We start from the raw sequence: 25,917 nt of genomic DNA, 5'->3' as shown, positions 1-25,917 counted from the left end.
CTGTGCCGCGATGCAATAGGCTGGACTTTGCCGGATGCCACTCCTAACACAAGCCCAAACTATGGGCTGACGAGTGCCAATGCTGAAAATTCCTGATCGCGTCGGGCGCGTGCCGACTCTCTTTATCGCCTCGGTCCTGATTCCTACGGCGATAGCGATACTTTACTATTCGCTGAGTTCCAGTCTGTACATTTCCGAGTCGCATTTTGTCGTTCGCAACTCCGATAAATCGGACGTTTCGGGCTTGAGTTCGCTGATAAAATCTGGCGGGTCATCGGGGAATGAAGGCTATGCCACGCAGGATTATATCCTGTCGCGCGATGCTTTGACGACGCTCAATAAAAACGGGCTTGTCACGCGCGCCTATGGCAATGACTCCATATCGATCCTGAACCGGTTCAATCCATTTGGTTCAGGCGGATCGTTCGACAAGCTTTTTCAATATTACACCAATAAGGTGGAGGTGGCCTATAATGCCGGCTCATCCATCACCACGCTCAAGGTGCGCGCCTTTGCACCCAAAGATGCTTATGAAATCAATCGTCGATTGCTGGCGCAGGCTGAAACGCTCGTCAACCAATTGAACCAGCGTTCGCGCGGTGACCTGATTGGTTATGCTTCCAAGGAATTGGAAGAAGCGAAAAGCGCGTCCAGGCAAGCCGCACTCGCTCTTTCGAATTATCGCAACCTGAAAGGCGTTGTAGACCCGGAACAGCAGGCCAATGTGCAATTGCAGATGGTTTCCAAGCTTCAAGATGAGATGATCACGACCAAGACGCAACTCGTCCAATTGCGCGCATTCACGCCGCAAAACCCGCAAATTCCGGTATTGGAGAGTCGGGTTCGGCAGTTGAACAAGGAAATTGACGAGCAGACCGGCATTGTCGCGGGTAATCAGAAGTCGCTCGCCGCAACGGCAGCGCAATATCAGCGCTTGCAACTGGAAAGCCAACTTGCTGACAAGGTGCTCGCCTCCGCGATCACCTCGCTGCAAGATGCCCGCAATGAAGCACGCCGCAAGCGCGCTTATGTCGAACGCATCGTTGAACCTAATATGCCTGATTATCCTTCCGAGCCGCGCCGGATGCGCGCCATTCTTGGCGTGTTTGCGGTTGGCATGGTCGTATGGGCCATATTGTCGATGCTGGTCAGCGGCATCAAGGAGCATAAGGACTGATGGAGGGCGACGGCCACCGGCAGGGACCTCAGACCGGTTTGCTGCATTCGTGGGCGATCCAGCGGCGGGTTATACATGCGCTCGTCATGCGCGAGGTCATCACACGTTTTGGGCGTCACAATATCGGATTTTTGTGGCTGTTCGTGGAGCCGATGATCTTCACCATCGGCGTGACCTTGATCTGGAGCGCGCTACGGGCAGTTCATGGCTCGAGCCTGTCAATTGCGGCTTTCGCGCTCACGGGATATTCAAGCGTGCTCGTCTGGCGAAATATGCCGTCGCGTGTCATCGATTCGATAGAGCCAAATCTGTCGCTGATGTATCATCGCAACGTCCGGATATTCGACATCTTCGTGAGCAGACTGCTGCTGGAAGGTTTGAGCGTCGCGACTTCCTTCTTCATCCTCACGATCATTTTTGCGGCTATCGGCTGGCTGTCGCTGCCCGAGGACCCCTTCAAGGTCGTCGTCGGCTGGCTCATGCTCGCATGGTGGGGATGCGCGATCGGGATGTTCGTTGGGGCCTTGTCGCATCGCTCGGAACTGATCGACAAGTTCTGGGCACCGCTTCAATATCTCATGTTCCCTTTGTCGGGGTCTGCCTTTCTCGTTGACGCTCTTCCCCCCGATTTTGCCCATTGGGTCCTCTATCTCCCCATGGTCCATGGTGTTGAATGCGTGCGTGATGGCTTTTTCGGATCGCAGTTTAATGCGCATTATGACTTGGGCTATATGGCTACGATCAATCTTGTCTTCACCTTGTTCGGATTGGTTGAAATCCGAAGGGCGAGCCAGAATTTGGTCCCGGCATGATCAGTCTTGAGAATATATCCAAGTCCTATCCCACTCGGACCGGTCGGCACTGGGTCTTTCGAGACGTCAGTTTTTCCATCGGACGCGGGGAGAAAATCGGTATTCTTGGTCGGAACGGTGCAGGAAAATCGACGCTGATCCGGTTGATCGGGGGAATCGAGCAGCCTTCGGGCGGCAGGATTTCTGGTGATATGTCGATATCCTGGCCATTAGCGTTCTCAGGCGCCTTTCAGCATTCTCTTACCGGGTTGGACAATCTGAAGTTTATTTGCCGAATTTACGATAAAGACCCTGTTGAAGCAGCGGAAGCAGTTGAAGAATTTGCCGAGCTTGGTTCCTTCATGAAAGAGCCGATCAAGACATATTCAGCCGGCATGCGTGCAAGATTGGGATTTGGGATCTCGTTGGCGGTGGATTTTGATTGCTTTCTGATCGACGAAATCGTGGCCGTCGGCGACAAGCGGTTCCAGGAAAAATGCGCGGAGGAATTGTTCGTGAAGCGCGCGGACCGCGCAATGATCATAGTGTCGCATAATGATGCTTTCGTGCGGCAACGTTGCGATCGCGCGGCTGTTCTTGCGAACAATACCCTGACCGAATTTGAGGACATGGACGAAGCCTATTCCTTCTACAGGGCCAACGAGCGGGCATGACCTGGTTTGCCCGGTGGAAAGGGCGACGGATACTTCCCGCTGTTTGTTCCACCCCGCGCCGCCTCTTGATCGATGTCTCTACGATTGCGCAGCATGACGCGGGCACTGGTATTCAGCGGGTGGTTCGGGCGCTCTGGCAGTGTTTGATCCAGGCAGAGCTGAAGGATGTCCTCGTAGTGCCGGTCGCGGCGACGGCGAGGCGCGGCTACGCGGTTGCGCACTATGATCCGGACAGTCTGACATTCTCGTTGCCCGCCCGGTCCGCTCCATTGGTGAAAGCCGCCTCGGGCGATATTTTCCTAGGCCTTGATCTCGCTGCGCACAGATTGATCCGCCATCGGCGGCAGATCGCCGGCTGGCGGCGCGCGGGGGCTTCCATCAATCTGGTCGTCTATGACCTGTTGCCGCTTCAACGGCCGGACTGGTTTCCAGAAAGCACCGGGCGGAATTTCCGGGGATGGATCAAGGTGCTGATGCGCCATGCCGATCGCGCCATCTGTATTTCGGAGCAGGTGGCGCGCGATTTGCACGATATGCTGCAAACCGCGCATGCGATGTCGCTTAACCGAATTGAGATTGGCGTCATGCCGCTCAGCGGCGCGATCGAGCAGTCCAGCCCCACCATGGGTATGAGCGCCGAAGAGGATGCCGCGCTTGCCCAACTGAACGGTCAGAAAATGGTATTGGTCGTGGGGACCATCGAACCGCGCAAGGGGCATGACAGCCTCATCGCGGCGATGGAGCATCTGTGGCAGATTGACCCCGCGGCGCCTTGGCTCGTCGTCGTCGGTCGTCCTGGTTGGCGCACCGAATCCTTGCAGGCGCATATGCGGGAGCTGGCGCGGCGGCAGCCGCGTTTCCTGTGGCTGGACAGCGCGACCGATGAAGTGCTGACCGCCATCTATGCGCGGGCGTCGCTGGTCGCGGTGCCTTCACGCGGGGAGGGCTATGGATTGCCGGTCGCCGAGGCGCTGCGTCACGGCTGCAAGGTGCTGGCGCGCGACCTGCCCGTGTTGCGCGAACTCGAGCGCCCCGGCCTTTATTTTTTCACTGACGAAGCGCCCGCTGCGCTCGCGGCCCGGTTAGTCGAGATTCTGCGCTATCCAGATCCCGCACCTTATGTCGGTGCCGGCTGGGACGACAGCGCGCGGGCCTTGCTCCGCGCGCTGAAACTGGTCGACGCTTAGACGGTCAGCCGTTCGTCTTGATCGCCTGCATCATCACGCGCAGATTGGCGCGCCAATGCGGCGTCGGACCACCCAGAGCGTCGAAGGTCGACGCCTTGTCCAGAACCGAATAATGCGGGCGAGCCGCGGGCGTCGGATAGGCGCTGGTCGGGATCGGCACGATCCGCGCCTCCTGGCTCAGCAAGCCGCTCGCTAGCCCTTCTTCCTGGATGGCGACCGCAAAATCATACCAGCTGGCAGCACCGCTGTCGGTATAATGGTGAATGCCCGAAACGCCCTTGCCGGCCATGGTCCAGAGCGCTGACGCAAGGCCGGGCGCGTAGGTCGGCGTGCCGATCTGGTCGGCGACCACCCGGACTTCGGGTCGTTCCGCCATCAGGCGCAGCATCGTGCGCACGAAATTGCCGCCGGTCGGCGCATAGACCCAGGCCGTGCGCACGATCAGCGCATCCGGTCCGGCCAGTTGCTCGCCCGCCAGCTTGGTGCGGCCATAGGCGCTGAGCGGCGCGGTCTGCGCATCGGGGGCGTAGGGAATTCCCGCGCGTCCATCGAACACGAAGTCGGTCGACACATGGACGAACCGTGCCCCCACGGATCGGGCGGCGTCCGCCAGCGTCCCGGTCGCGATGCCATTGATCGCCATTGCGGCGTCTTCTTCTGTTTCCGCCCTGTCCACGGCAGTATAGGCGGCGGCGTTCAGGATGAGATCCGGCTTTTCGCGCGTGACAAACGCCCCGACTGCGACGCTGTCGGTGATATCAAGTTCATCGACGTCGACGCACAGCAATGTCGCGTCGGCCGGCGCGGTCGCCTGCAAACCCCGGCCAAGCTGGCCCTTGGCTCCTGTGATCAGCGTTTTCATGCGAAAGCCTCGATCTCGCTTAGCGCCTTGCCCTGTGCGTCCTTGCCCGACAGCTGTGGTTCCAGACCTTCCAGCGGCCATTCGATGCCGACGGCAGGATCATTCCACATCAGCGAATGTTCGGCGGACGGATCATAGGTCGCCGTGCATTTGTAGAGAAATTCGGTGCCGTCCTCCAGCGCGATGAAGCCGTGCGCAAAGCCTTCGGGCACCCAGAACATGCGCTTGTTGGCAGCCGACAGCTCGACGCCGACCCATTTGCCGAAATGCGGGCTGGACCGGCGGATATCGACCGCGACGTCCCAGACCCGGCCGGCGGTCACACGCACCAGCTTGCCCTGCGGATTGGGATTCTGGAAATGCAGCCCGCGCAGCACGCCCTTGGCGGATTTGCTGTGATTGTCCTGGACGAAATTCAGATCCAGCCCGGCCGCCTTGAACGCGCCCGCATTATAGCTTTCGTAAAAGAAGCCGCGTTCGTCGCCGAACACGCGCGGTTCGATGATGACGGGGCCGGGGATGGCGGTCTCGATGATGTTCACGCAATCGCTCCCTTGCCGCCGAGCAGGTCCATCAGATAGTCGCCATAGCCGCTTTTGCGCAGCGGGGCCGCGACCTTTTCCAGCTGAGCGTCGTCAATGAAGCCCTGACGCCAGGCGATCTCTTCGGGGCAGCAGATTTTGAGGCCCTGGCGGTCCTCCGTCACCCGCACATAGAGCGCCGCGTCGAGCAGCGATCCGTGGGTGCCGGTGTCGAGCCAGGCATAGCCGCGGCCCATGATCTCGACCGAGAGCGCACCTTCTTCCAGATAGAGGCGGTTGAGGTCGGTGATTTCCAGTTCGCCACGCGGAGAGGGCTTGAGGTCCCGCGCCATATCGACCGCGCGGCCATCGTAGAAATACAGCCCCGTGACCGCATAGTTGGACTTGGGCTGTTCGGGCTTTTCCTCGATCGTTTCGGCGCGACCCTGCGCATCGAACGATACCACGCCATAGGCCTTGGGATCGCTGACATAATAGCCAAAGACGGTGGCGCCATTGTCGCGCGTGCCGGCATTGCGCAACAGGTCGACCAGGCCATGGCCGTAGAAGATATTGTCCCCCAGCACGAGCGTGGAGGGATTGCTGCCCACGAAGTCCGCGCCGATATGATAGGCCTGGGCCAGCCCCTTGGGTTCGGGCTGCACGGCATAGGACAGGGACATGCCCCATTCGCTGCCATCGCCCAGAAGAGCTTGAAAGGACGCCGCATCATGGGGCGTAGTGATGATCAGGACGTCGCGAATGCCCGACAGCATCAGGGTCGACAGCGGATAATAGATCATCGGCTTGTCATAGACCGGCATCAATTGTTTCGAGACGCCTTTGGTCAGCGGATAGAGTCTTGTGCCGGACCCGCCGGCCAATATAATTCCCTTGCGCACATCAAGCTCCCTCAAAGACGGTCGCGGTGTAAGGTTGGCGGGTGTCGATTGCAAGGCGATGTTGCGGCGCGCAATGTCTGGTTGTGTGATGGGGTCGGCCCAGAACGAGACTCCGCGTCTGGAAGGCAGAAGCTGGCGGCCGCCCGGGGGCGTGGCATTGCTGCGCTGCCGCGCAGTTGCCTGGCGGTGACGAGCACCGTCGCATAGGTGCCAATCTCCGCGCCAAGCCGGCTGCCGATGCTGCAATGCGGGACAAAGCTGGGGTTTATGATTGACAGGTGCGACCATGGCGTCAGAAGGTGCGGCCATTCAGTCTGGGGGCGGTTAAGGGTGGACGATATAGTGTCGACGGAAAAAACGCAGGCATCGGGCGGGGCGAAATCAGGTCAGGCACAAAAGGTGGGGGCTTCCGCCCCTGTTTCCCCGTCAGCCAGACGTACGGCGGTGATGATTGTCGCGATGCACCGTTCCGGCACCAGTGCCCTGTCGCGCGCGCTCAACCTGCTCGGCGGTGACATGCCGCCGCGCCTGATCGGGGCTGACCAGTGGAACGCCGCCGGCTACTGGGAATCCAAGCCGATCAAGGACCTGAACGAGGAAATGCTCCTGTCGGGCGGCGGTGAATGGTCGGAATGGCTGGAATTCAATCCCGACTGGTTCAAATCCTCCGCGGTGCAACGGTTTCGCGATCGCGCGATCGAACTGGTGGGTAGTGAATTCACCGACTCGCCCCTCTTCATCTTCAAGGACCCGCGGCTTTCGATCCTGATGCCGTTCTGGCGATCAATCTTCGACGAATTGGGTATTGATCAGGTAGCTATCCATCCGCTGCGCAATCCCGTCGAGGTCGCGCGATCGCTGGAGCGGCGCAATAATTTCCTGATGTCCAAGGGCGTCTTGCTATGGTTGCGCTACACGCTCGACGGCGAGCGCGGAACCCGCGGGTTGCGCCGCATCTTCACGACGTTCGATGATCTGTTGGAAGACCCGGCCGGCCTCATCGAGCGGACGCAGGACGATCTGGGGCTGATCTGGCCGCGCAATTCGGTCAAGGCGCGCCGTGAAATCGCGCAATTCCTTTCTGCCGACATGCGCCATCACCGCGATGGCGTACGGGTACTCCGTTCGCTCAGCTACGGTTCCGACTGGGTGGTTCGGACATATGAGACGCTGATGGGCTTTGCCGCCGATGGCGAGAATGCGGACGGACGTGCGGCGCTGGATGAGGTTCGCGCGCAATTTGTCGCGGCGAGCCATGCCTTTGGCACGATCGCGAAGGATAATGAGGATCGGCACGCCAAGATCGCGCAGTTGCAGCAGGACCGCGAGAAGGCGGGCGCGCGTCAGGCCGAACTGGAAAGCAGTGCAGCCGCCGCACAAGCAGAGCTTGATGCCCTGCGCGCCGGGAAAGTAGAGCTTGAGCGCAATTTTTCCTCGACGCAGGAGCGCCTTGCCGCGTTGCAAACGGGGCAGGAAACGGCTGAACGGCAATTGGCCGAGGCCCGGAAGGAGAGGGACGGGTTGCGTGAGCGCGCTCGTTCGCTGGAGCAGCATGTCGCTGGCTCCCGCAAACAGGCCGAGGAGCTGAAGCTCGCGCAGGCTGAGGTCGAGGCCCGCGCTGTGAAGGCACAGGAACAGGCTGAGGCGATCCAGCGCGCCAAGGAAGCGCTCGAGGCGCGCCATCTGGCTACGCAGAAGGAGCGCGATACGTTGCGCGAAATGCGCGCCAAGCTGGAAGGAGACCTGTCCAACGCCTTCGCCGCGGTGAAGGACGCGCAGCAGCAGGCGGATGCGGCTCGGCAGAAGCAGGAAGAAAGCGCCGCAGCGATCGAGGAGGCTCAGCGCCGCGCCGACGAGGCAGAGCGGGAGGCCGCCACGCGCCAGGAGGAAAGTGCGCAGGCTCTGTCGGATGCCTTGCACAAGCTGGGCGATGCGGAACAGGCATCATCCGACCATCAGGTAAAGGCGGCGCAGACCGAAGCGCTCGCAAGGCAATGGGAGGAGCGGGCAGAGCAACTCTCCGGTCAGCTGGCACAGGAGCGCTCCACCCACCAGGAAGAGCTAAAGCGGCTCCAGGATGATCTGGCGCAGACGGACAGCGCCCTGCGCCAGAGGCAGCTGGAAACCGAACAGGCGGCCGAAGCCTTGCTCAATGCCCGGAACGAGTGGCACGAGCAGCAAGGTGCTGACGCGAAAGCGCGCGCCGAGCTTGAGCAATCCCTGGCGCAGGCACAGTCCAGGCTTCGTGATCTGGAGCGGGCGAAGGCGGCGGCGGAAGAGGCGCTCAAGGCCCGCTTCAGTGAGATCGCGACATTGACCGAGCAATTTGCTCTGCGCGAAATGGAACTCGCGCAAGCGCGCCAGTCACTCCTTGCGGCGAACCAGTCCTTGGCCGACCGTGACGCGCAATTGCGCGCGGCCGATGAGCATCATCAGGCGGACCGGGAGCGGCATAGCGCTGCTTTGGAAAGGGCGAACCGCTCCATCACCACGCTCGAGCAGAATCTGCGCGAGCGCACGGCGGAAACCATCCAGCTTCAGGGCGCGGTCAATCATCGCGAACTGGAACTGGCCCAGACGCGCCAGATGCTGGACGATGTTCGCCAGCGCCAGGACGATGCCGAAGCCAGTCTTGCCGAACGCAATGGTGCGATCGAGCGGCTTCGCGCGGACCTCGATGAACAGACCCGCATGCGCGACAAAGAGCAGGAAAGACTGCGGCAGGTGCAGGCGCAGGTCGACGACCTTCAACAGGCCCTCGCCGACCAGGAAAGGGCATCGACGCAAAGGCTTGATGCGGTATTGCAAAATCAGCGCGATATCGAAGCTGATCTTGCCCAACGGGATGTCGCGCTGCGCGAGCATCGGCAGCGACTGGAGGACGCGCGGGTACAGGAGGGCGCTCGCACCGAGGAACTGGACCGCCTGCGCACCGAAATGGCGCAGCACGCTGCCGAGAGTGACAGGCTGCGCAAGGCTCATACGGATGCTGTAAAGGCGGTCGAAGCCGACCTTCAGGACATGACGCGAAAGAGGGAAATCCTTCGCGCGACGGCTCTGGCCAGTCAGCAAAGCAATATCGACCTCTATAATCGCTTGCTATCGTCGCTGGAAACGATGTTGGCGCAAGCGGTCTTGCCATTCCCCAAACTCACGCGAAAGAAAACCGAGCAGCAGCAACGCCGCCTGATCATCGACCATGCCGGCTTTGATGCCGACTGGTATGTATCGGCCTATCCGGATGTCGCCGTTTCACCACTGGATCCGGCGCTGCACTTCATTCGCCACGGCCTTGCCGAAGGGCGCTCGCCCAATGCGAAAATGGCCGCGCTGCGCGAGTTGGCCCAGTCAGCCACGAAGCGCTAGGATGACTGCAGGGCGCGGGGGAAGGCTTGCATCAACAGGGTGGTTGCCATAGTCGCCGCACCATCCTTCGGTACTTGGTTCGTGAGCCGAAACCATCATGCGATAGCCTGAAGCGGGGCAGTTTTGAACAAAGGAAGCGGTGCGGTGGAAGATTTGGAAAGCCAGGGGAATGCAGGCGGCGGCGCCGCGATGGCGGATGACCGGGCCACTGCCGAATTGCGGTTTTTGCGCGCACAACTGGCTGACGAGACGGCGGCGCGTCAGGCCGCTGAGGCTCAGGTCAAGCGCCTTGACGACGAACATCGCAAGCTCAAGGGCGAATTGCTGGCCGCTAAGGATCAACAGGCAACGACCGTGCGTGAGCATGAAGCCGCACTGGATGCTCGTTTCAAGGAAAATGCAACGCTGATGTCCGCGCTCAAGCGTGCGCAGGATCGGGAAGGACGCGTTCAAGAACTGGTGGCGCAGGCCGACAAGGCGCATCTGTTGTTCACACGCCTGCTCGGCGCGTTATTGCGTCAAGCGGCGCCGAAATACCTGCCTGCCAATGTCCGTTTGCAGCGCAAATGCGCGTTGCTGGATACGCATAGCCTGTTCGACGCTACCTGGTATCTTAACCAGAACCCTGATGTGTCCGAAGCGGGCGTTAATGCCGCCGAACATTTCGTGACCCATGGCCTTCGCGAAGGACGCTCGGTCAATCGCACGATGGAGGATTTGCGCCGCTGCGCAGCCGCCCTCCAGGAAAAGCCGCGCTGAACCTGTTGCCGATATCCGGCTCCATGTCTGGCGCCGCTCGATTCCATGAAGGCTGATAATGCTGACTTTTGATGATCTGGCCCGCGAAGTCGAACAATCGGGGCTGTTCGATGCCGACTGGTATGTGAAGACCTTCCCGGACGCGCGCCTGGTGGACGTCACTCCCATCCAGCATTTCGTGCGCTTTGGTCTTCTTCTCCAGCGTGATCCCGGCCCCAGGTTTGACACACGGCATTATGTGGAGGTCAATCCCGATGTCGTGGCGGCGGGCATGGATCCGTTGCTTCACTATATTCGCCATGGCGAGGCGGAAGGGCGCGAGCCGCTGCCCGCGCGCAAGTCGCCGGTAAGGCTTGTCGACTCCGTCGCAAAAGCGCATCAGCCGATGCCAAGTCCGGTCGAAATGACCTGCGATGTCCGTCATGCGACTGATGCGTTCGGGTTGCGCGGGCTGGAGCCCAACGCGCCACTGGCGGTCGTCCTCAATCTCGCGCTTAAAGATGACGGCGCACAAATCCGGCAGCTGCTTTCCCGCCTCGGTGCGCTGGACCTGTTCCTGATGGGAGCGATTGATCGGCTCGGCGCTGAGGCGTTGTCGGACAACATCGTATCGCTGACGTTGCTTGGCGACCCAGATGAGGCGGGGAATGCCCGAGGTTTTGCGCGTGTTGCAGGCTCCGGGGCGCTGGATGGCTATGAAGATATCCTCTGGATATCGCCGCAGGATGGTTCGGGCGAATCCCTGAAACAGGCGATCGCGCTTCAACCTGCCTTTGTTGGCGATGCGCAATGGGGCCTGGCAGGCGCTCACGCCTCTATGCTGGTCCGACAGGATGCGGAGCGCAAGCTGCTGATTGACGCGCTCAATACGGCGCTGCCACGCCTGGGCTTGACCCTTGGCCAGGATCCTCTGCACCTGGTCGGCGGCGCGGCGATCTGGCTCAAGCCTTTGCTCGGGCGGCCCCTTGCCGTGGCTGTGCGTGCCGCTGAATTGGCTGGTGCGGGGGACGCCAGCAAATTTCCCGGACGCGATACGGTTCTGGGGATTTTGGCCGCCGTTGCCCGGGAAGGGGGCATGGAGGTTCGCAACGCCGCGCGCGGGCCGGCGCAAGCAGCCGCGCCTGACCGCCCTCTCAAGGCTGTGGCTTTCTACCTGCCGCAATTCCATCCTATTCCCGAAAATGACAAATGGTGGGGCAAGGGCTTTACCGAATGGCAGAATGTCGTGCGCGGGAAGCAATTATTCCGCCACCATTATCAGCCGCGCGTGCCGGCAGACCTTGGCTATTATGACCTGCGCCTTGAAGAGACGCAGGTGCGCCAGGCGGAACTGGCAAGCGAATTCGGCATCCACGGATTCTGCTTCTATTATTACTGGTTCAACGGCAAGAAGCTGCTCAATCAGCCGATCGAGCAGTTCGCCAGGTCGTCGCGCATCGACACCGGCTTTTGCGTATGCTGGGCGAACGAAAACTGGTCGCGCAATTGGGACGGGCAGAACCGCCACGTCCTGATGCAGCAGGATTATTCGCTCGAAAGCAATATCGCCTTCATTCACGAAATGATCCCGATGATGAAGGATCCGCGTTGGATTCGTCATTGCGGCAAGCCGGTTCTGCTTGTCTATCGCATTTCGATCATTCCCAACTGGCTGGAAACCGCGCGTATCTGGCGCGAGGAATGCCGCAAGGCCGGTCTTGGCGAGATCCACCTGTGCGCGGTGCGCTTTGGTCTTGAATCGCTGGCAGGCCAGCCGCAGGATCACGGGCTCGACAGCTATGTCCTGTTCCCGCCGCATGAAGGCGCGCGGGTCGATCTGCGCGCCAAGGTGCATGATCTGCATAAGGATTTCGGTGGCGAGATTTTCGACTATGGCGCCGTCGTCGATGGCGATGTCGAACGCTATGCCGACGGCTATGAATGGCCCGTGCACCGCGGCGCGATGCTGGGTTGGGACAATATGGCGCGCCGCCTGACCGATGCGCGCGTCTTCCATGGCGCGACCCCGCAGGGGTTCCGGCGCTGGATCAAGGGCATATTGGATCAGGAAAGCCGCCATAACAGCGCGCCTGAAACGCTGATGTTCATCAATGCCTGGAATGAGTGGGCGGAAGGCACCTATCTGGAGCCCGACCAGCGTTGGGGCAGGACGAACCTGGCCGCGTTCCGCTCTGCGGTCGACGCGACGCCGGGAATGAAGGCGGTGACGCTGCCGGCCGGCATCGCCGCTGCGCCCAAGCAGGAAGGTCGGCTTGCCCATCTGGGCAGCCCGCTGGCGCCGGACGGCACCATGCCGCGCGGCCCGGTCTGGTATCGCGGCTACAGGGAGGTGGATCCGACCAAGCCGACGATCCTGTTATGCGCCCATATTTCCGGGCATCAGCTGTTCGGCGGCGAACGCAGCCTGCTCGATGTGCTCGAAGCGCTGGCGACGATGCCGGTCAATGTCATCATGACGCTGCCCAGCGACAATAACCGGGCCTATATCGAGGCGATCCAGAAGCTGTGCGCGGGCGCCTATGCCTTCCGCTATCCGCAATGGATGGACAATCGCGACAATTATGCATGGCTGATGCTGGACTTCGCCGACATCATCGCGCGCCATGCCGTCGATATCGTCCATGCCAACACCATCGTCCTGCTGGAACCGATCGCGGCGGCGCGGCGCATGGGGCGCACGGCGCTCAGCCATGTCCGGGAACTCATCTCACTCGACAATGGCCTTCAGGAGCGCATGGCGCTCACCACCGGGGAGATCATCAGCACGGTGCTCGACCGCACCGACTGGCTGATAGGCAATTCGCGCGCCACCTGCGAGTTGTTCGCCCGCGACAATCGGACCCTCTACGTGCCCAATGCGGTCACGGTTGAGGATTTCGAGATGCGCAACCTGTTCGGCAACACGATCAAGTTCGGCATCGTCAGTTCCAACATCCCCAAAAAGGGCATCGCCGATTTTGTCGAGGTCGCCCGCCTGGCGGCTGCCCGCACCAGCCGCGCCAAGTTCGTCATCATTGGCCCGCGCACCGCGCAGATCGATGCTTGGATGGACGAGGTCGCGAAGGGCGAGCGCCCCGACAATCTGATCTTCGCCGGCTACAAGGACAGCGCCCGGTCGGCCATGTCGGAACTCAATGTCCTGCTGAACCTGTCCACTTTCGCCGAATCCTTCGGCCGGACGGTCGCCGAAGCTTTGGCGGCCAAACGCCCCGTCATCGCCTATCATTGGGGCGCGCTGCCTGAGCTTATCCAGCATGGCGAAACCGGCTATCTGGTGCCGTTCAAGAATGTCGCTGCCGTAGTCGATGCGGTGGCCGACCTGTGCGAGAATGACGCCAAGATCGGAGCCATGGGGGAAAAGGGCGCCGCCTTCATCCGCCAGAATTTCTCGCAGCAGCGCCTGCGCGATCATGTCGGCCAGGCTTATGGCCGGATCGTCGGTCGGCCGATGACGCCGCAGAGCGATGTGGGCAATGCCAAACCCATCGATATCGCCGCCCAGACCATCGGTGCGGCCGTGCCCTGCACCATCGTCATGCCCGTCTACAATGCTCCGGAGGAAGTGCGGGCCTGTATCGCCTCCGTCATCAAGCACACAAATTTGAAGGACAATCAGCTGCTCGTCATCGACGATGGCAGCCCCGATCCGGCGGTTGGACCCGTGCTTGACAGTTTTGCCGGAACGCCGGGCCTCACCATCATGCGGTCCCCTCGCAATCTGGGATATACCAAGACGATCAACCTTGGCATCGGCCAGGCCGCCGGGCGCGATGTCATCCTCTTGAACAGCGATACGGTGGTTACGCCGCGCTGGCTGGAGGGTCTGCGCGCCACCGCCTATAGCCGGCCCAATGTCGGCACGGTCACGGCCATGGGCGACAATGCCGGCGCCTTCTCCTTCCCGCTTCATAACCAGAAATGCGACAAGCCCGATCATCTGACGCATGAGGAATATGCGTTGATGATGGTTCAGGCGGCGGTCGATTGCGCCGCGCCTGAAGTGCCGACCGGCTCGGGCTTCTGCATGTATATCCGGCGCGCCATGATGGACGCATGCGGCACGTTTGACGAGGAAGGCTTCCCGCGCGGCTATGGTGAGGAGAATGACTTCTGCATGCGGGCGATGAAGGCGGGCTGGGTCAACCTCATCTCGCCCTGGGCGTTCGTCTTCCACATCCGCACCGCCAGCTTCAAGGGCGAGAAGGACAAGCTGGTCAAGGAAGGTGTCGATGTCGTGATGAAACGCTATCCCGACTATGCCCGCCTCGTAAAAGCTGCCTTTTCGGGGCCGGACATGATGGCTTTGCGAGAGGCGACTGCCCGCGCCGTCATCTGAACGGCTCAGGTCGAGTGAGACCATATTCTATCGCTCTCGTGCCGAAGATCCGCCCGGTTCCGGTTATGCGCCAAAAAACGACTCGGGCTTTTTGTCACAGCTGTTTTGTGTTCCGGGAAAATGTTCGCCAGCACAGCGCATCGTGGCGGTAACGCAGCTGTAATCATCTCCTAATCGGGCTGAAAAGTCCTCGCTGCTATCTTGTTGCAGCTGCTAGATTTTCCGATTGAGGGTTAAGAGCCACTCTGGCGGCTACCGATGCGTCTGACGTGCAATTTGACCGTCCAGCCCGGAAAATAGGGTTAATCCTGGCTTTATACTTGCTTTGCTGCACCTGCGAGGACAGTCTGGCTATGCCTAACATGGATTATGGCGGGTGGAGTGTTCCGCATTCGGGAATGAAGAGGAGGGGTGTGTCGGCGTTTATCGTGGCGACAGCGCTCGGAACTTTAGGTGGTATGAAGCGCGATATGCACAAATTGATCCTAGCAGAAGCAGCGCCGGCCGACCATGTGGCGTTGATCAAGCAGTCTCCCCTGTTCAATGAGGATTGGTATCTGCGCACCTATCCCGACGTCCGGATCTTGGGCGTGGACGCCGCTGCGCATTATCTGTGGTTGGGGTCGCTGCTGCGGCGCGATCCGTCGAGCGAGTTCAGCACCAGCGGCTATCTGGAAATGAACCCCGATGTGGGCGCGGCGGGCATGAACCCGTTGCTCCATTATGTGAAGAACGGGCACCGCGAAAACCGCCGCCTCGGTCCGCGTCGGCGCGCGCTCGATCCGGCATCCTGGAAGCAGGGGGACGTGCCTGTTATCGCGGACGCGCCATCGGTCCTGCTGTGCGCCCATGAAGTCAACGCGCACATGTTCGGCGGCGAACGCAGCTTCATCGACATGCTCGATGCGCTGGGGCAGATGCGCCTTAACATCTATGTCGCCGTGCCCAAGGAGGGCAATCCCGACTATATCGAATTGCTCCGCTCGAAATCCTGCGGCCTGTTCGCCTTCCCCTATGGGCAATGGACCAAGAACCGGGGGCCTGACGAAACCTCTATCGAGGATTTCACGCACATCATCGAACAGTGCAATATCAGCCTCGTCTACTGCAATACGATCGTGCTGGTTGATCCGTTGATCGCGGCGCGCCGGGCAGGGCGGGTGACGGCGATCCATGCGCGCGAACTGATCGACCATGACGAACATCTGTGCAACCGCATGGGCATGGATGCGAAGGGCATTATCGATCGCATCCTCCAGCAAACCGATTATGTGATCGCCAATTCCGCCGCCACGCAAAAGCTGTTCGAGCGCAGCAAGCGCAGCTTCCACGCGCCCAATGTCGCGAAGGTCGATGCGCTCGACATGGCCAATGTCGTGCAGGACCGGATCGTGTTCGGCATCGTCAGCTCGAACATCCCCAAAAAAGGCATAGCCGATTTTGTCGAGGTCGCGCGCCGTGCGGAATCTGCGGCGCCCAACGCCTTCTTCCGCGTCATCGGCCCCGAAAACGACTATGTCGCCGAATTGAAGGCCGCCGGCCTGCCGGGCAATCTCGAATTCGCCGGTTATGCCGACACCCCGGCCGAGGCGATGGCGCAGCTCAACGTCGTGCTCGCCCTGTCGCATTTCGCCGAATCCTTCGGCCGTACTGTGGCGGAAGCACAGGCCGCGCGCCGGCCGGTGATCGCCTATCGCTGGGGCGCGGTGCCCGAACTGATCGACGACAACCAAAGCGGTTTCCTCGTCGATTATAAGGACATCGACGCAGTCGTAGCGCGCGTCGTCACGCTGTGCCAGGATCCCGATCGTATCGCGACCATGGGCGATGCTGGTCGTGAGAAGATCCTGCGCCAGTTCGCGCCGGTCGTGCTGCGCAACAATTTGCGGCATGCGCTTTCGACTATGCTGAACGAGCCGGTGCCGCTGCGCATCGACGAAACACGGCGGCTGACCATCATCGTGCCCGTCTATAATGCGCCCGAAGCCGTCGAGCGCTGCCTGCAATCTGTGCTGACCCGCACCGACCTGACCCGGCACCGGGTGTTGATGATCAACGATGGCAGCAGCGATGACCGGGTGCAGCCCTTGCTGGATCGTTTTGCGCTCAACCCGGGCTTTAACCTGCTCGTGAACCCGCAGAATATGGGCTATACCCGCACCATCAATCGCGGCATCGCTTGGGCGGGGGATGACGATATCCTGCTGCTCAACAGCGACACCATCGTCCATGACGGCTGGATCGAGGGGATGCGCAAGGTGGCGCTGGGCACGCCCAAGGCCGGCACCGTCACGGCCATGGGGGACAATTCGGGCAGCTTTTCCTTCCCCACGCCCAATATCGTCAATCCCCGGCCCGAAGGCCTGTCGCATGACGAATGGGCGCACCGGATCATCAGCTTCACGCAGGAGTCCGATCCCATCGACGTGCCGACCGGCAACGGTTTCTGCATGTATATTCGCCGCGACCTGATGGATCATATCGGCCTGTTCGATGAAGAGGCGTTTCCGCGCGGTTATGGCGAGGAAAACGACTTTTGCATGCGCACGATCAAGGCCGGGTGGAAGAATTTCATTTCGCCCCACGCCTATGTCTTCCACCAGCGCACCGCCAGCTTTGGCGCGGAAAAGGATGGCCTCATCAAGACGGCGATGGAAATCGTCCACCAACGCCATCCCGATTATGCGCGCAAGGTGCAGGCGGCGTTCGGATCGGGCAAGATGAAGCAGCTGCGCGCGCTCGCCGCCAAGGCCTATGAGGAGGATGCCGTCGCCACCCGTCCGGCCTGGCGCGACGCGCCGGTGGGCGAGCCTGTGGACGCCAGCGTGCATCGCGTCGGGCCTGAGCGCCGCTTCCTGTCGCTCAACCAGACGATGATCGACTGGCACAGCCTGCGCAGCAACGCGCCGCAGCGCGATCCCGACCTCGTGTCGATCATCGTGTGCGTCTACAATCAATATTCGCTGACCAACAAATGCCTCAACGCGCTGGTGCGCCAGTGCGGCCGAGCCAAGGTCGAGATCATCATGGTCAATAATGGCAGCGATGAGGAAACGTCGGGCCTGCTCGATCAGTGGGCGGAGCGGGACGGGCGCATCAGCGTCATCCACAATTTCGACAATCTGAATTTTTCGCTCGGCAACAATGTCGGCTTTGCCGCGTCGCAGGGCGGACGCATCATCTTCCTCAACAACGACACCGAAGTGCAGCCCGGCTGGCTGGAGCCGCTGCTGGCGCCGCTCGCCGACCCCGAAGTCATGGGCAGCCAGCCCAAGCTGCTCTACCCCGATGGCAAGGTGCAGTGCGTTGGCGTGGTCTTCTCGGGCAAGACGCCGCTGGGCTACCCCATTTATGTCGATGAGGACGCCAATTCACCGCTGGTCGCGGACAATCGCCGTTTCCGCGCGATCACGGGGGCCTGTTTCGCGATGCGCGCTGTGGATTTCGCCGCGGTCGGCGGGTTCGACCCGATCTTCATCAATGGGCAGGAAGATATCGACCTGTGCTATCGCCTGGGCCATGGCCGCCATGTCTTCGAATATGCCGCCGGCTCCACCGTCACCCATCATGAAGGCCGCACCAAGGGCAGGGGCCGCTTCATCATCCACAACCGCTACAGCTACACCGCCCGCTGGGGCGAGGCCTTCCCCGGCGACGACGTCGATTTCTACACCCGCGACGGATTTATGGTTGCGGAATATATGATTGATCGTCCAGAACTGGAAACCGAAGGCATCGCCTGCTGGCGGGCGCGGATCGAGGCAAAGGCGGACGGGATAGGCACTGACTAGCCCGAACAGCGATTATATTTTCAAGGTCGGGGGTCAATGAAAAGAGAATTGTTTCTGCATGTTGGGCATGGAAAAACCGGCAGCAGCTATATTCAGTCCATATTGTCCACGCATCGCGACAAGTTGAAGCAAGATCTCTCCATTCTGTATCCGGTTTTAAATAGTGACCGGTCCGCCGAAGGGAAAATATCCTCCGGCAACGGGTCCATTTTCTTGAAAAATCCAGGGAGCGTGTCGCATGTGACACGTGGAGATTATTCATCTTCGACCTTGTATAGCTCCGAATTTTTATTTGCGCTGGAAAAGAATTGGCTGAATCGGAAAAATATCACGGCATTGTCGGAGCATTACGAAGGCATCAATGTGCTTTTTTTTGTCCGTAACCCGGATGAGATGCTTTCCTCTTCGTATCAGCAGGCTGTTAAACGCAGTGGCTATGCTGGTGCGATGGATGAATATATCGAGCATTTTAATTTTTTCAGGAGCGTTGAAGTCTTTATAAAGAAGATACTTCAACATCCTGAGATTACTCTGTCCGTATATAATTATTCCAATTGTAAGAAAGAGGTGTCGCGCGTCTTAGCACGGTGGCTCAATTCAGACGAAGTGTATTCGGTTCCCTACCCTGTAGTAAACAGATCTCTCACGTACGCAGAGCTTGTTTTTCAGCAGGAGGTAAATAAAGTTTTCGGCAAATCAGGAGATTTGTTTTCGGACATCGTTTGTGAGCAATTGCCCGATTTGAAAGCGGATGCAATTAAGCCATCACAACAGTGTTGGGCAGAGTTTGTAAGCCGCACCCAAAAAACTGTCGATGAGATCAATAGTCTTATCCCAAATAGCCAAGCGCTCCGACTGGAGCACGAGTTGCCAATAGGATGCGAACCTCAGATTTCACTCAATGTCGATCAGTTAAGGATTATCGCGCAATCTATGCTGCCAAAATTGATGAGAATTTAATCAAGTCTCTTCTCGATAATTTCGGATCATATTTAACCTCTGTTTCAATATGGTCGGGCTTTTTACAGGGGCGGCTTTTAAATCCCGAAGTTCTAAAGTCTCATAGAGCGATTTGTCGAAATCTGGCAAATCAAAAATCTTGGAAAGTTCATTATACACTGCCTCATGATCTTTATAGAATGTCAGTGATGCAGGAGACATATTCCCATTACGGTCGGGAAGTTGGATGATATTGTTTGGCTTTGCCAATACCTGATAGACTGAACATCTCGGAGTTAAAGCTGTCCGGAAAACGTGAGGATTAGGACGTCGAGGAAGTATCCGGACATTCGCTTTAACTTCATGTAGTAACTCAGTTAGATGGATTGAACTTCCTTCTTCAAAAATGATTTCTTCAGCTTGAAGAAGATAAGCAAATTGTAGACGGAGACTTAGGTCTTCTGGCACGCAAGATAAAAAGCCCGCATGTTTTAGTGATTTTTCGAAATATGAGGAGCCGATGACGCCCCCATCGCGCAGCGCATGTCCGCGGCCATAAAAAATTCTGGTGGGCGTCTTTTCACGAAAGAGCGCGGTCCTCTTAGTTATGGCCTCTTGATAGCGTTCTAAGTAGGGTCGATACCCTGGAGATAACCCAATTTTATAAATGCTCCCAAGCTCTGGGATATCCAGTATTTCAAATTCAGTAGCCTCATCGACGAAGATTATGGGTATTGCGGGGAGCCCCATAAGGTCTAGCAGATGAGGGACAAAAGAAGGGATTTGGGGGACGCTGCGAGCCCGCAAGTTTTGGACATTGGCGAACACGATGGCTTCATATCGGTCTGGTTTTTCCAACAGCGCCCATAGGCGGTGTATGCAATCGACCAAAACGTGACCAAAGTGGTTCCATAGCGGGCCGGCGAAAAGATAGCGCCCTTCATAGCGACGGTTGGGTCGGGGCGGATCTGTTAGTGGAATGTCCCTGGGACTGGGGATTCCAGGCATTCGCGCATTTTCAAGTACGTCCTCAGAGGCAAATCCGCCAATAAATTTGCCCTTTTCAAAGTGATAGGGATGAACACAGCTGCTCTTGGCTGTTTGGATTGACAATGGACGAACTGATGCCTGCATTTTTTTGACATATGATCTGCTTGCAAGTGCAGCAATGGATAATCTCTTACATTTCCGCGTTCTCCTTGCGAAGGAGACGTTGAATGTTGCGCATGTTTGCAATTGGCCTCGCCGCTGGTTCATGTCAGACTTTGGCTCTGGCTCAGCAACCGTCGGCTGAGAGGCTGCTGAATTTCGATGATGGCGCAAAAGTCGAGGGGCGGAAACTTCCGAAGGTCATTACTCCGGGAGGCTCTATTAATGCTACTATCGATCCCGGGACGATACTGGACGGCGCTCCGCGGATATCCTCATCGGGGTGCTATTCACCCCCAAAGTGTCTTCGGCTTTCGATGGCGCCTTCAGCCCCAAACTCGAAGAAAAACAAAATCTTATTCAATATTTGGTCGCATCACAAAAAGGTGCCTGGAGGGCAGAATGGCATTATCCGGATTAACGACGGCCGCGTAACCAATGTAAGTTTCGCTATGAAGTTAGGTGCAGGTTATTCCACGCCAATTCATAACCTGCTCCATTTTCAAGTGTCTCAGACCCTTCCAGATAAATCCCGATCGGCAAAGATGGACTATGTCCCTGCTGGACCGATTATATCTCTCAATATGGTTCCGAAGAGCAGAAGAGCCGACAAGAGTTCTGAGTATCAGGAATTTGTGTTATCCGTAAGATATCCCGGCGCCAACAAATTTAGATATTACGATCGTCGAGATAAGACCGTCCTCTATCGTGGGAAAATGAAAATAGGAGAGTGGTATAGATTTGGTCTGTCCTTCGCGTTGAAAGGCGGGAACGATCAGCCACAGGGGAATATCAGGTTTCGGCTTAATGGAGAACAAAAGGTCAACTACAATGGTCCTATTGGCTTCTCTCCAAAAAAATATGGCTCTTCGGATACGGTTGGGATTGATCTTGGAATTTATCGAACCCCAGATAAGAGTGGCCGACAGACGGTTTACTTTGACGATGTTAAAGTATTCCGACCCAAATAATTTGAATGTCGGGTTGTGATAGTTAAACGATGAGCGGCTCGACCGCTGACAGTCGACTGAAGCACATAAGAAAAGCCCGCCGGCGCATCGCTGCATCGGCGGGCTCTTTTTGCGCCTGTGACGGCGCGGGGGCCTGGGAGCCTCACTCTAGATAGGGTGCGGCTCCGTCCTTTTCAAAGGGCTCAGCCCTCGTCGCTCTGCTGCAGGTAATCGCCCGCATCCGCGTCGGTGCCGTGGGCTTCCCCTTCGACCATCGCCAGCGGATCATTGCCGATCGCCGCTTCGGGGCCCTGCGCCAGTTCGGCGGCATGTTCCTCGGCAGCGGTCTTGGGCGCGATCAGATGGGCTTCGTTCGACGCCCGCAGCGCGGCCCGCAGCGCCGCGTCACGCGACGAGGCGGCAACCCGCATCCGGTTCATGCCAGCGCCCGTGCCCGCTGGGATCAGGCGGCCGACGATCACGTTTTCCTTGAGGCCCACGAGCGTGTCCTTCTTCCCCTGGACCGCCGCTTCGGTGAGGACGCGGGTGGTTTCCTGGAAGGACGCGGCCGAGATGAAGGAGCGGGTCTGCAGCGACGCCTTGGTGATGCCCAGCAGCACCGGCTTGCCTTCGGCCGGCTGCATGCCAGCGCCCAGCTTGGCGTTCACTTCGTCCATTTCCTCGCGATCGACCTGCTCGCCCACCAGCAAGGTGGTATCGCCCGACACGGTGATCTCGACCTTTTGCAGCATCTGACGAACGATCGTCTCGATATGCTTGTCGTTGATCTTCACGCCCTGCAAGCGATAGACTTCCTGGATTTCCGCGACCAGATATTCGGCCAGCGGCTCGATGCCGAGCACTTCCAGAATGTCATGCGGGTCGGGCGAACCACCGATCAGGTTGTCGCCGCGCTTGACATAGTCGCCTTCCTGAACGTCGATCACCTTGCTCTTGGGGATCAGATATTCGACCGGCTCGCCGCCATCCTCGGGATTGATGGCGATCTTGCGCTTCGCCTTGTAATCCTTGAGGAACTGGACGCGGCCCGACACCTTGGCGATGATGGCGTTGTCCTTGGGCTTGCGCGCTTCGAACAGCTCCGCCACGCGCGGCAGACCGCCCGTGATGTCGCGGGTCTTGGCCGCTTCGCGGCTGACACGCGCCAGCACGTCACCGGCCTGCACCTGCGCCCCATCGTCGACCGACAGGGTCGCGCCGATCGCCAGCATGTAGCGAGCCGCTTCCCCCGACTGGTCGTCGAGCAGGGTCAGGCGTGGACGCAGATCCTCCTTCGACCGGGCCGATCCGCGATGTTCGGTGACGACGCGCTGGGCGATGCCCGTCGCTTCGTCGGTCTGTTCGGTCAGCGTCTTGCCGTCGATCAGGTCCTGATACTTCACGATGCCCGGCTTTTCGGTGATGACCGGCATGGTGAACGGATCCCATTCGGCAATCCGGTCGCCCTTGGCCACCGCGGCGCCATTTTCGAACAGGATGGTCGCGCCATAGGGCAGGCGATGGGTCGCGCGCTCGCGGCCCTCGCTGTCGATGATCGCGATCTCGCCGTTGCGGGCGAGGCTCAGGCGACGGCCATTCTTGTCGGTGATGGTCGGCATGTCGCGCAGCTCGATCGTGCCGTCCGCCACGCTTTCCAGGTTCGACGTTTCGTTGAAGTTCGCCGCGCCGCCGATGTGGAAGGTCCGCATGGTGAGCTGCGTGCCCGGTTCACCGATGGACTGCGCCGCGATGACGCCGACAGCTTCACCGATATTGACCGGCGTACCACGGGCCAGGTCACGGCCGTAGCATTTGGCGCACACACCCATCTTGCTTTCGCAGATCAGGGGCGAGCGGATCTTCACCGCCTGCGTGCCGATCGCCTCGATCTGCGCGATCATGGCTTCGTCCAGCAGCGTGCCGATCGGGATCACCACGCTATTGTCCTTGGTATCGACGATATCCTCGGCCGTGGTGCGGCCCAGGATGCGCTCACCCAGCGATGCGATGACGCTGCCGCCCTGGACGATCGCCTTCATCTCCAGCGCCTTTTCGGTGCCGCAATCCTCCTCGACGACAGTGCAGTCCTGGCTGACGTCGACCAGACGGCGGGTCAGATAGCCCGAATTCGCCGTCTTGAGCGCGGTGTCGGCCAGACCCTTGCGGGCGCCATGGGTGGAGTTGAAATATTCAAGGACGGTCAGACCCTCCTTGAAGTTGGAGATGATCGGCGTTTCGATGATCTCGCCCGACGGCTTGGCCATCAGGCCGCGCATGCCCGCCAGCTGCTTCATCTGCGCCTGGCTGCCACGCGCACCGGAATGCGCCATCATGTAGATCGAGTTGATCGGCGCCATCCGGCCCGTCTTGGGGTCCTTGGGCTGGGCCTTGATCTCGTCCATCATGGCGTTGGCGACCTGATCACCGCAACGCGACCAGGCGTCGATCACCTTGTTGTACTTTTCCTGCTGGGTGATCAGGCCGTCCTGATATTGCTGCTCATAATCGGCCACCAGCGCCTTGGTCTCGTCGACCATCGTCACCTTGCTGTCGGGGATGACCATGTCGTCCTTGCCGAAGCTGATGCCGGCCTGGAACGCGTGGCGGAAGCCCAGCGCCATGATGGCGTCGGCGAACAGCACCGTGTCCTTCTGGCCGGTGTGACGATAGACCTGATCGATAACGTCGCCGATTTCCTTCTTGGTGAGGAGGCGGTTGACGACGTCGAAGGGCACGCGATGCGACTTGGGCAGGCATTCGCCCAGCAGCATGCGACCGGGCGTGGTCTCATACCGCTTCATATATTGATTGCCATCCTCGTCCGTCTGCGGAACGCGGCTGATGATCTTGGAATGCAGCGTCACCGCCTTGGCGTAGAGCGCCTGGTGGACTTCCTGCATGTCAGCCAGCAGCATGCCTTCGCCCGGCTCGCCTTCACGCTCCATCGACAGATAATAGATGCCCAGCACCATGTCCTGCGAGGGAACGATGATCGGCTTGCCGTTTGCGGGCGAAAGGATGTTGTTGGTCGACATCATCAGCACGCGCGCTTCCAGCTGCGCCTCAAGGCTCAGCGGAACGTGCACGGCCATCTGGTCGCCGTCAAAGTCGGCGTTGAAGGCCGAGCAGACGAGCGGGTGCAGCTGGATCGCCTTACCCTCGATCAGTACGGGTTCGAACGCCTGAATGCCAAGACGGTGCAGCGTAGGCGCGCGGTTCAGCATGACGGGATGCTCGCGGATCACCTCGTCCAGGATGTCCCAGACTTCCTTGCGCTCCTTCTCGACCCATTTCTTCGCCTGCTTGAGGGTCATGCTGAGACCCTTGGCGTCGAGGCGGGCGTAGATGAAGGGCTTGAACAGCTCGAGCGCCATCTTCTTGGGCAGGCCGCACTGGTGCAGCTTGAGTTCGGGGCCGGTCACGATGACCGAACGACCCGAATAGTCGACGCGCTTGCCGAGCAGGTTCTGGCGGAAGCGGCCCTGCTTGCCCTTGAGCATGTCGGACAGCGATTTCAGCGGACGCTTGTTCGCGCCGGTGATGACGCGGCCACGGCGGCCATTGTCGAACAGAGCGTCCACCGCTTCCTGCAGCATGCGCTTTTCGTTGCGGACGATGATGTCCGGCGCGCGCAGTTCCATCAGGCGCTTGAGGCGGTTGTTGCGGTTGATGACGCGGCGATAGAGGTCGTTAAGGTCCGACGTCGCGAACCGGCCGCCGTCCAGCGGAACCAGCGGGCGCAGCTCGGGCGGGATGACCGGCACGACGTCCAGGATCATCCATTCGGGGCGGTTGCCCGATTCCAGGAAGCTCTCGACGACCTTCAAACGTTTGATGATCTTCTTGGGCTTCAGCTCCGACTTGGTCGTCGCCAGTTCCTCAAGCAGGATCTGCTTCTCGCCTTCCAGGTCAAGGTCCATCAGCATCTGCTTGACGGCCTCGGCGCCGATGCCGGCGGAGAAGGCATCTTCGCCATATTCGTCCTGCGCGTCGAGCAGTTCGTCCTCGGTCAGCAGCTGGAACTTCTCCAGCGGCGTCAGGCCCGGCTCGGTGACGATGTAGCTCTCGAAATAGAGGACGCGCTCCAGCTGCTTGAGCTGCATGTCGAGCAGCAGGCCGATGCGGCTGGGCAGCGACTTCAGGAACCAGATGTGCGCGACGGGCGCCGCCAGCTCGATATGGCCCATCCGCTCACGGCGGACCTTCGACACGGTAACTTCGACACCGCACTTTTCGCAGACGATGCCCTTATACTTCATGCGCTTATACTTGCCGCACAGGCACTCATAGTCCTTGATCGGACCAAAGATGCGCGCGCAGAACAGGCCGTCACGTTCCGGCTTGAACGTGCGATAGTTGATCGTTTCGGGCTTCTTGATCTCGCCAAAGGACCAGCTGCGGATGCGCTCGGGCGAGGCAAGGCCGATCTGGATCTGGTCAAAAGTTTCCGGCTTGGCGACCGGGTTGGCGAAGTTGGTCAGTTCGTTCATTTTTTATCAGTCCCTCTAGAGGG

Annotated in this window: 15 protein-coding genes; 10 read left to right on the top strand and 5 right to left on the bottom strand. The window is 59.5% G+C overall.

Going from position 1 to position 25,917, the window contains the following annotated elements; translation table 11 throughout:
* The first annotated feature begins 79 nt into the window (after positions 1-79).
* From LL253_RS00250 to LL253_RS00235, 4 genes are all read left to right on the top strand, one after another.
* Entirely contained in the window at positions 80-1,177 is a 1,098-nt protein-coding gene (locus LL253_RS00250; protein ID WP_228225789.1) for a hypothetical protein, read from the top strand.
* Positions 1,177-1,989: an ABC transporter permease gene (locus LL253_RS00245; RefSeq protein ID WP_228225788.1), complete on the top strand. Its 813-nt coding sequence runs from the start codon at positions 1,177-1,179 to the stop codon at positions 1,987-1,989. Before LL253_RS00250 ends, LL253_RS00245 begins: the two co-directional genes overlap by 1 nt.
* Entirely contained in the window at positions 1,986-2,642 is a 657-nt protein-coding gene (locus tag LL253_RS00240) for an ABC transporter ATP-binding protein (protein ID WP_228225787.1), read from the top strand. Before LL253_RS00245 ends, LL253_RS00240 begins: the two co-directional genes overlap by 4 nt.
* Positions 2,643-2,707: 65 nt before the next feature.
* Entirely contained in the window at positions 2,708-3,829 is a 1,122-nt protein-coding gene (locus LL253_RS00235; protein WP_228225786.1) for a glycosyltransferase family 4 protein, read from the top strand.
* A gap of 4 nt (positions 3,830-3,833) precedes the next feature.
* On the opposite strand, the gene rfbD is transcribed toward LL253_RS00235, so the two are convergent.
* From rfbD to rfbA, 3 genes are read right to left on the bottom strand one after another with little or no spacing between them, the layout of a single operon-like run.
* On the bottom strand, positions 3,834-4,691 hold the full coding sequence (gene rfbD / locus LL253_RS00230; RefSeq protein WP_228225785.1) for a dTDP-4-dehydrorhamnose reductase: 858 nt from the start codon (positions 4,689-4,691) through the stop codon (positions 3,834-3,836).
* Positions 4,688-5,233, bottom strand: coding sequence for a dTDP-4-dehydrorhamnose 3,5-epimerase (gene rfbC, locus LL253_RS00225; RefSeq protein WP_009822218.1), 546 nt, complete (start codon positions 5,231-5,233; stop codon positions 4,688-4,690). The genes rfbD and rfbC overlap by 4 nt, the downstream gene beginning before the upstream one ends.
* Positions 5,230-6,114 (bottom strand): glucose-1-phosphate thymidylyltransferase RfbA, encoded by an 885-nt coding sequence (rfbA, locus tag LL253_RS00220; protein ID WP_037542918.1) that lies wholly within the window; start codon positions 6,112-6,114, stop codon positions 5,230-5,232. Before rfbA ends, rfbC begins: the two co-directional genes overlap by 4 nt.
* A gap of 459 nt (positions 6,115-6,573) precedes the next feature.
* Between rfbA and LL253_RS00215 the strand changes: the two genes are divergently transcribed.
* From LL253_RS00215 to LL253_RS00195, 5 genes are all read left to right on the top strand, one after another.
* Positions 6,574-9,480 carry a hypothetical protein gene (locus LL253_RS00215; protein ID WP_228225784.1) on the top strand — a complete coding sequence of 969 codons (2,907 nt, stop codon included), beginning with the start codon at positions 6,574-6,576 and terminating at the stop codon, positions 9,478-9,480.
* Between the two features lie 144 nt (positions 9,481-9,624).
* Entirely contained in the window at positions 9,625-10,239 is a 615-nt protein-coding gene (locus tag LL253_RS00210) for a hypothetical protein (RefSeq protein WP_009822215.1), read from the top strand.
* A gap of 58 nt (positions 10,240-10,297) precedes the next feature.
* A complete protein-coding gene (locus LL253_RS00205; protein WP_228225783.1) occupies positions 10,298-14,575 on the top strand; it encodes a glycoside hydrolase family 99-like domain-containing protein in 4,278 nt (1,425 codons plus the stop codon).
* 458 nt (positions 14,576-15,033) lie between these two features.
* The gene (locus LL253_RS00200) at positions 15,034-18,366 is read left to right on the top strand and encodes a glycosyltransferase (protein ID WP_228225782.1); all 3,333 of its coding nucleotides are present in this window, start codon (positions 15,034-15,036) and stop codon (positions 18,364-18,366) included.
* A 36-nt stretch (positions 18,367-18,402) separates the two neighbouring features.
* Positions 18,403-19,326: a hypothetical protein gene (locus tag LL253_RS00195; protein WP_228225781.1), complete on the top strand. Its 924-nt coding sequence runs from the start codon at positions 18,403-18,405 to the stop codon at positions 19,324-19,326.
* Here LL253_RS00195 and LL253_RS00190 read toward each other — a convergent pair whose 3' ends face one another.
* The gene (locus tag LL253_RS00190; RefSeq protein ID WP_228225780.1) at positions 19,327-20,439 is read right to left on the bottom strand and encodes a glycosyltransferase 61 family protein; all 1,113 of its coding nucleotides are present in this window, start codon (positions 20,437-20,439) and stop codon (positions 19,327-19,329) included.
* An 83-nt stretch (positions 20,440-20,522) separates the two neighbouring features.
* On the opposite strand from LL253_RS00190, the gene LL253_RS00185 reads away from it, so the two are divergent.
* Positions 20,523-21,425, top strand: coding sequence for a hypothetical protein (locus LL253_RS00185; protein WP_228225779.1), 903 nt, complete (start codon positions 20,523-20,525; stop codon positions 21,423-21,425).
* 182 nt (positions 21,426-21,607) lie between these two features.
* Here LL253_RS00185 and rpoC read toward each other — a convergent pair whose 3' ends face one another.
* Complete coding sequence (gene rpoC, locus LL253_RS00180) at positions 21,608-25,894, bottom strand: DNA-directed RNA polymerase subunit beta' (protein WP_228225778.1); 4,287 nt, start codon at positions 25,892-25,894, stop codon at positions 21,608-21,610.
* Positions 25,895-25,917 lie beyond the last annotated feature (23 nt).

The sequence above is a fragment of the Sphingobium soli genome, assembly GCF_020782245.1.
Classification (GTDB): Bacteria; Pseudomonadota; Alphaproteobacteria; order Sphingomonadales; family Sphingomonadaceae; genus Sphingobium; species Sphingobium soli.
This window is presented reverse-complemented; position numbering and strand designations above follow the sequence as displayed.

What these genes read in the sequence shown, in the direction of transcription:
- LL253_RS00195 (WP_228225781.1), top strand. Translation starts at nt 18,403, where the DNA reads ATGAAAAGAGAATTGTTTCTGCATGTTGGGCATGGAAAAACCGGCAGC.
- rpoC (WP_228225778.1), bottom strand. Translation starts at nt 25,894, where the DNA reads ATGAACGAACTGACCAACTTCGCCAACCCGGTCGCCAAGCCGGAAACT.
- LL253_RS00245 (WP_228225788.1), top strand. Translation starts at nt 1,177, where the DNA reads ATGGAGGGCGACGGCCACCGGCAGGGACCTCAGACCGGTTTGCTGCAT.
- LL253_RS00250 (WP_228225789.1), top strand. Translation starts at nt 80, where the DNA reads ATGCTGAAAATTCCTGATCGCGTCGGGCGCGTGCCGACTCTCTTTATC.
- rfbD (WP_228225785.1), bottom strand. Translation starts at nt 4,691, where the DNA reads ATGAAAACGCTGATCACAGGAGCCAAGGGCCAGCTTGGCCGGGGTTTG.
- LL253_RS00190 (WP_228225780.1), bottom strand. Translation starts at nt 20,439, where the DNA reads ATGCAGGCATCAGTTCGTCCATTGTCAATCCAAACAGCCAAGAGCAGC.
- LL253_RS00240 (WP_228225787.1), top strand. Translation starts at nt 1,986, where the DNA reads ATGATCAGTCTTGAGAATATATCCAAGTCCTATCCCACTCGGACCGGT.
- LL253_RS00215 (WP_228225784.1), top strand. Translation starts at nt 6,574, where the DNA reads ATGCACCGTTCCGGCACCAGTGCCCTGTCGCGCGCGCTCAACCTGCTC.
- LL253_RS00205 (WP_228225783.1), top strand. Translation starts at nt 10,298, where the DNA reads ATGCTGACTTTTGATGATCTGGCCCGCGAAGTCGAACAATCGGGGCTG.
- LL253_RS00185 (WP_228225779.1), top strand. Translation starts at nt 20,523, where the DNA reads ATGTTGCGCATGTTTGCAATTGGCCTCGCCGCTGGTTCATGTCAGACT.
- LL253_RS00200 (WP_228225782.1), top strand. Translation starts at nt 15,034, where the DNA reads ATGAAGCGCGATATGCACAAATTGATCCTAGCAGAAGCAGCGCCGGCC.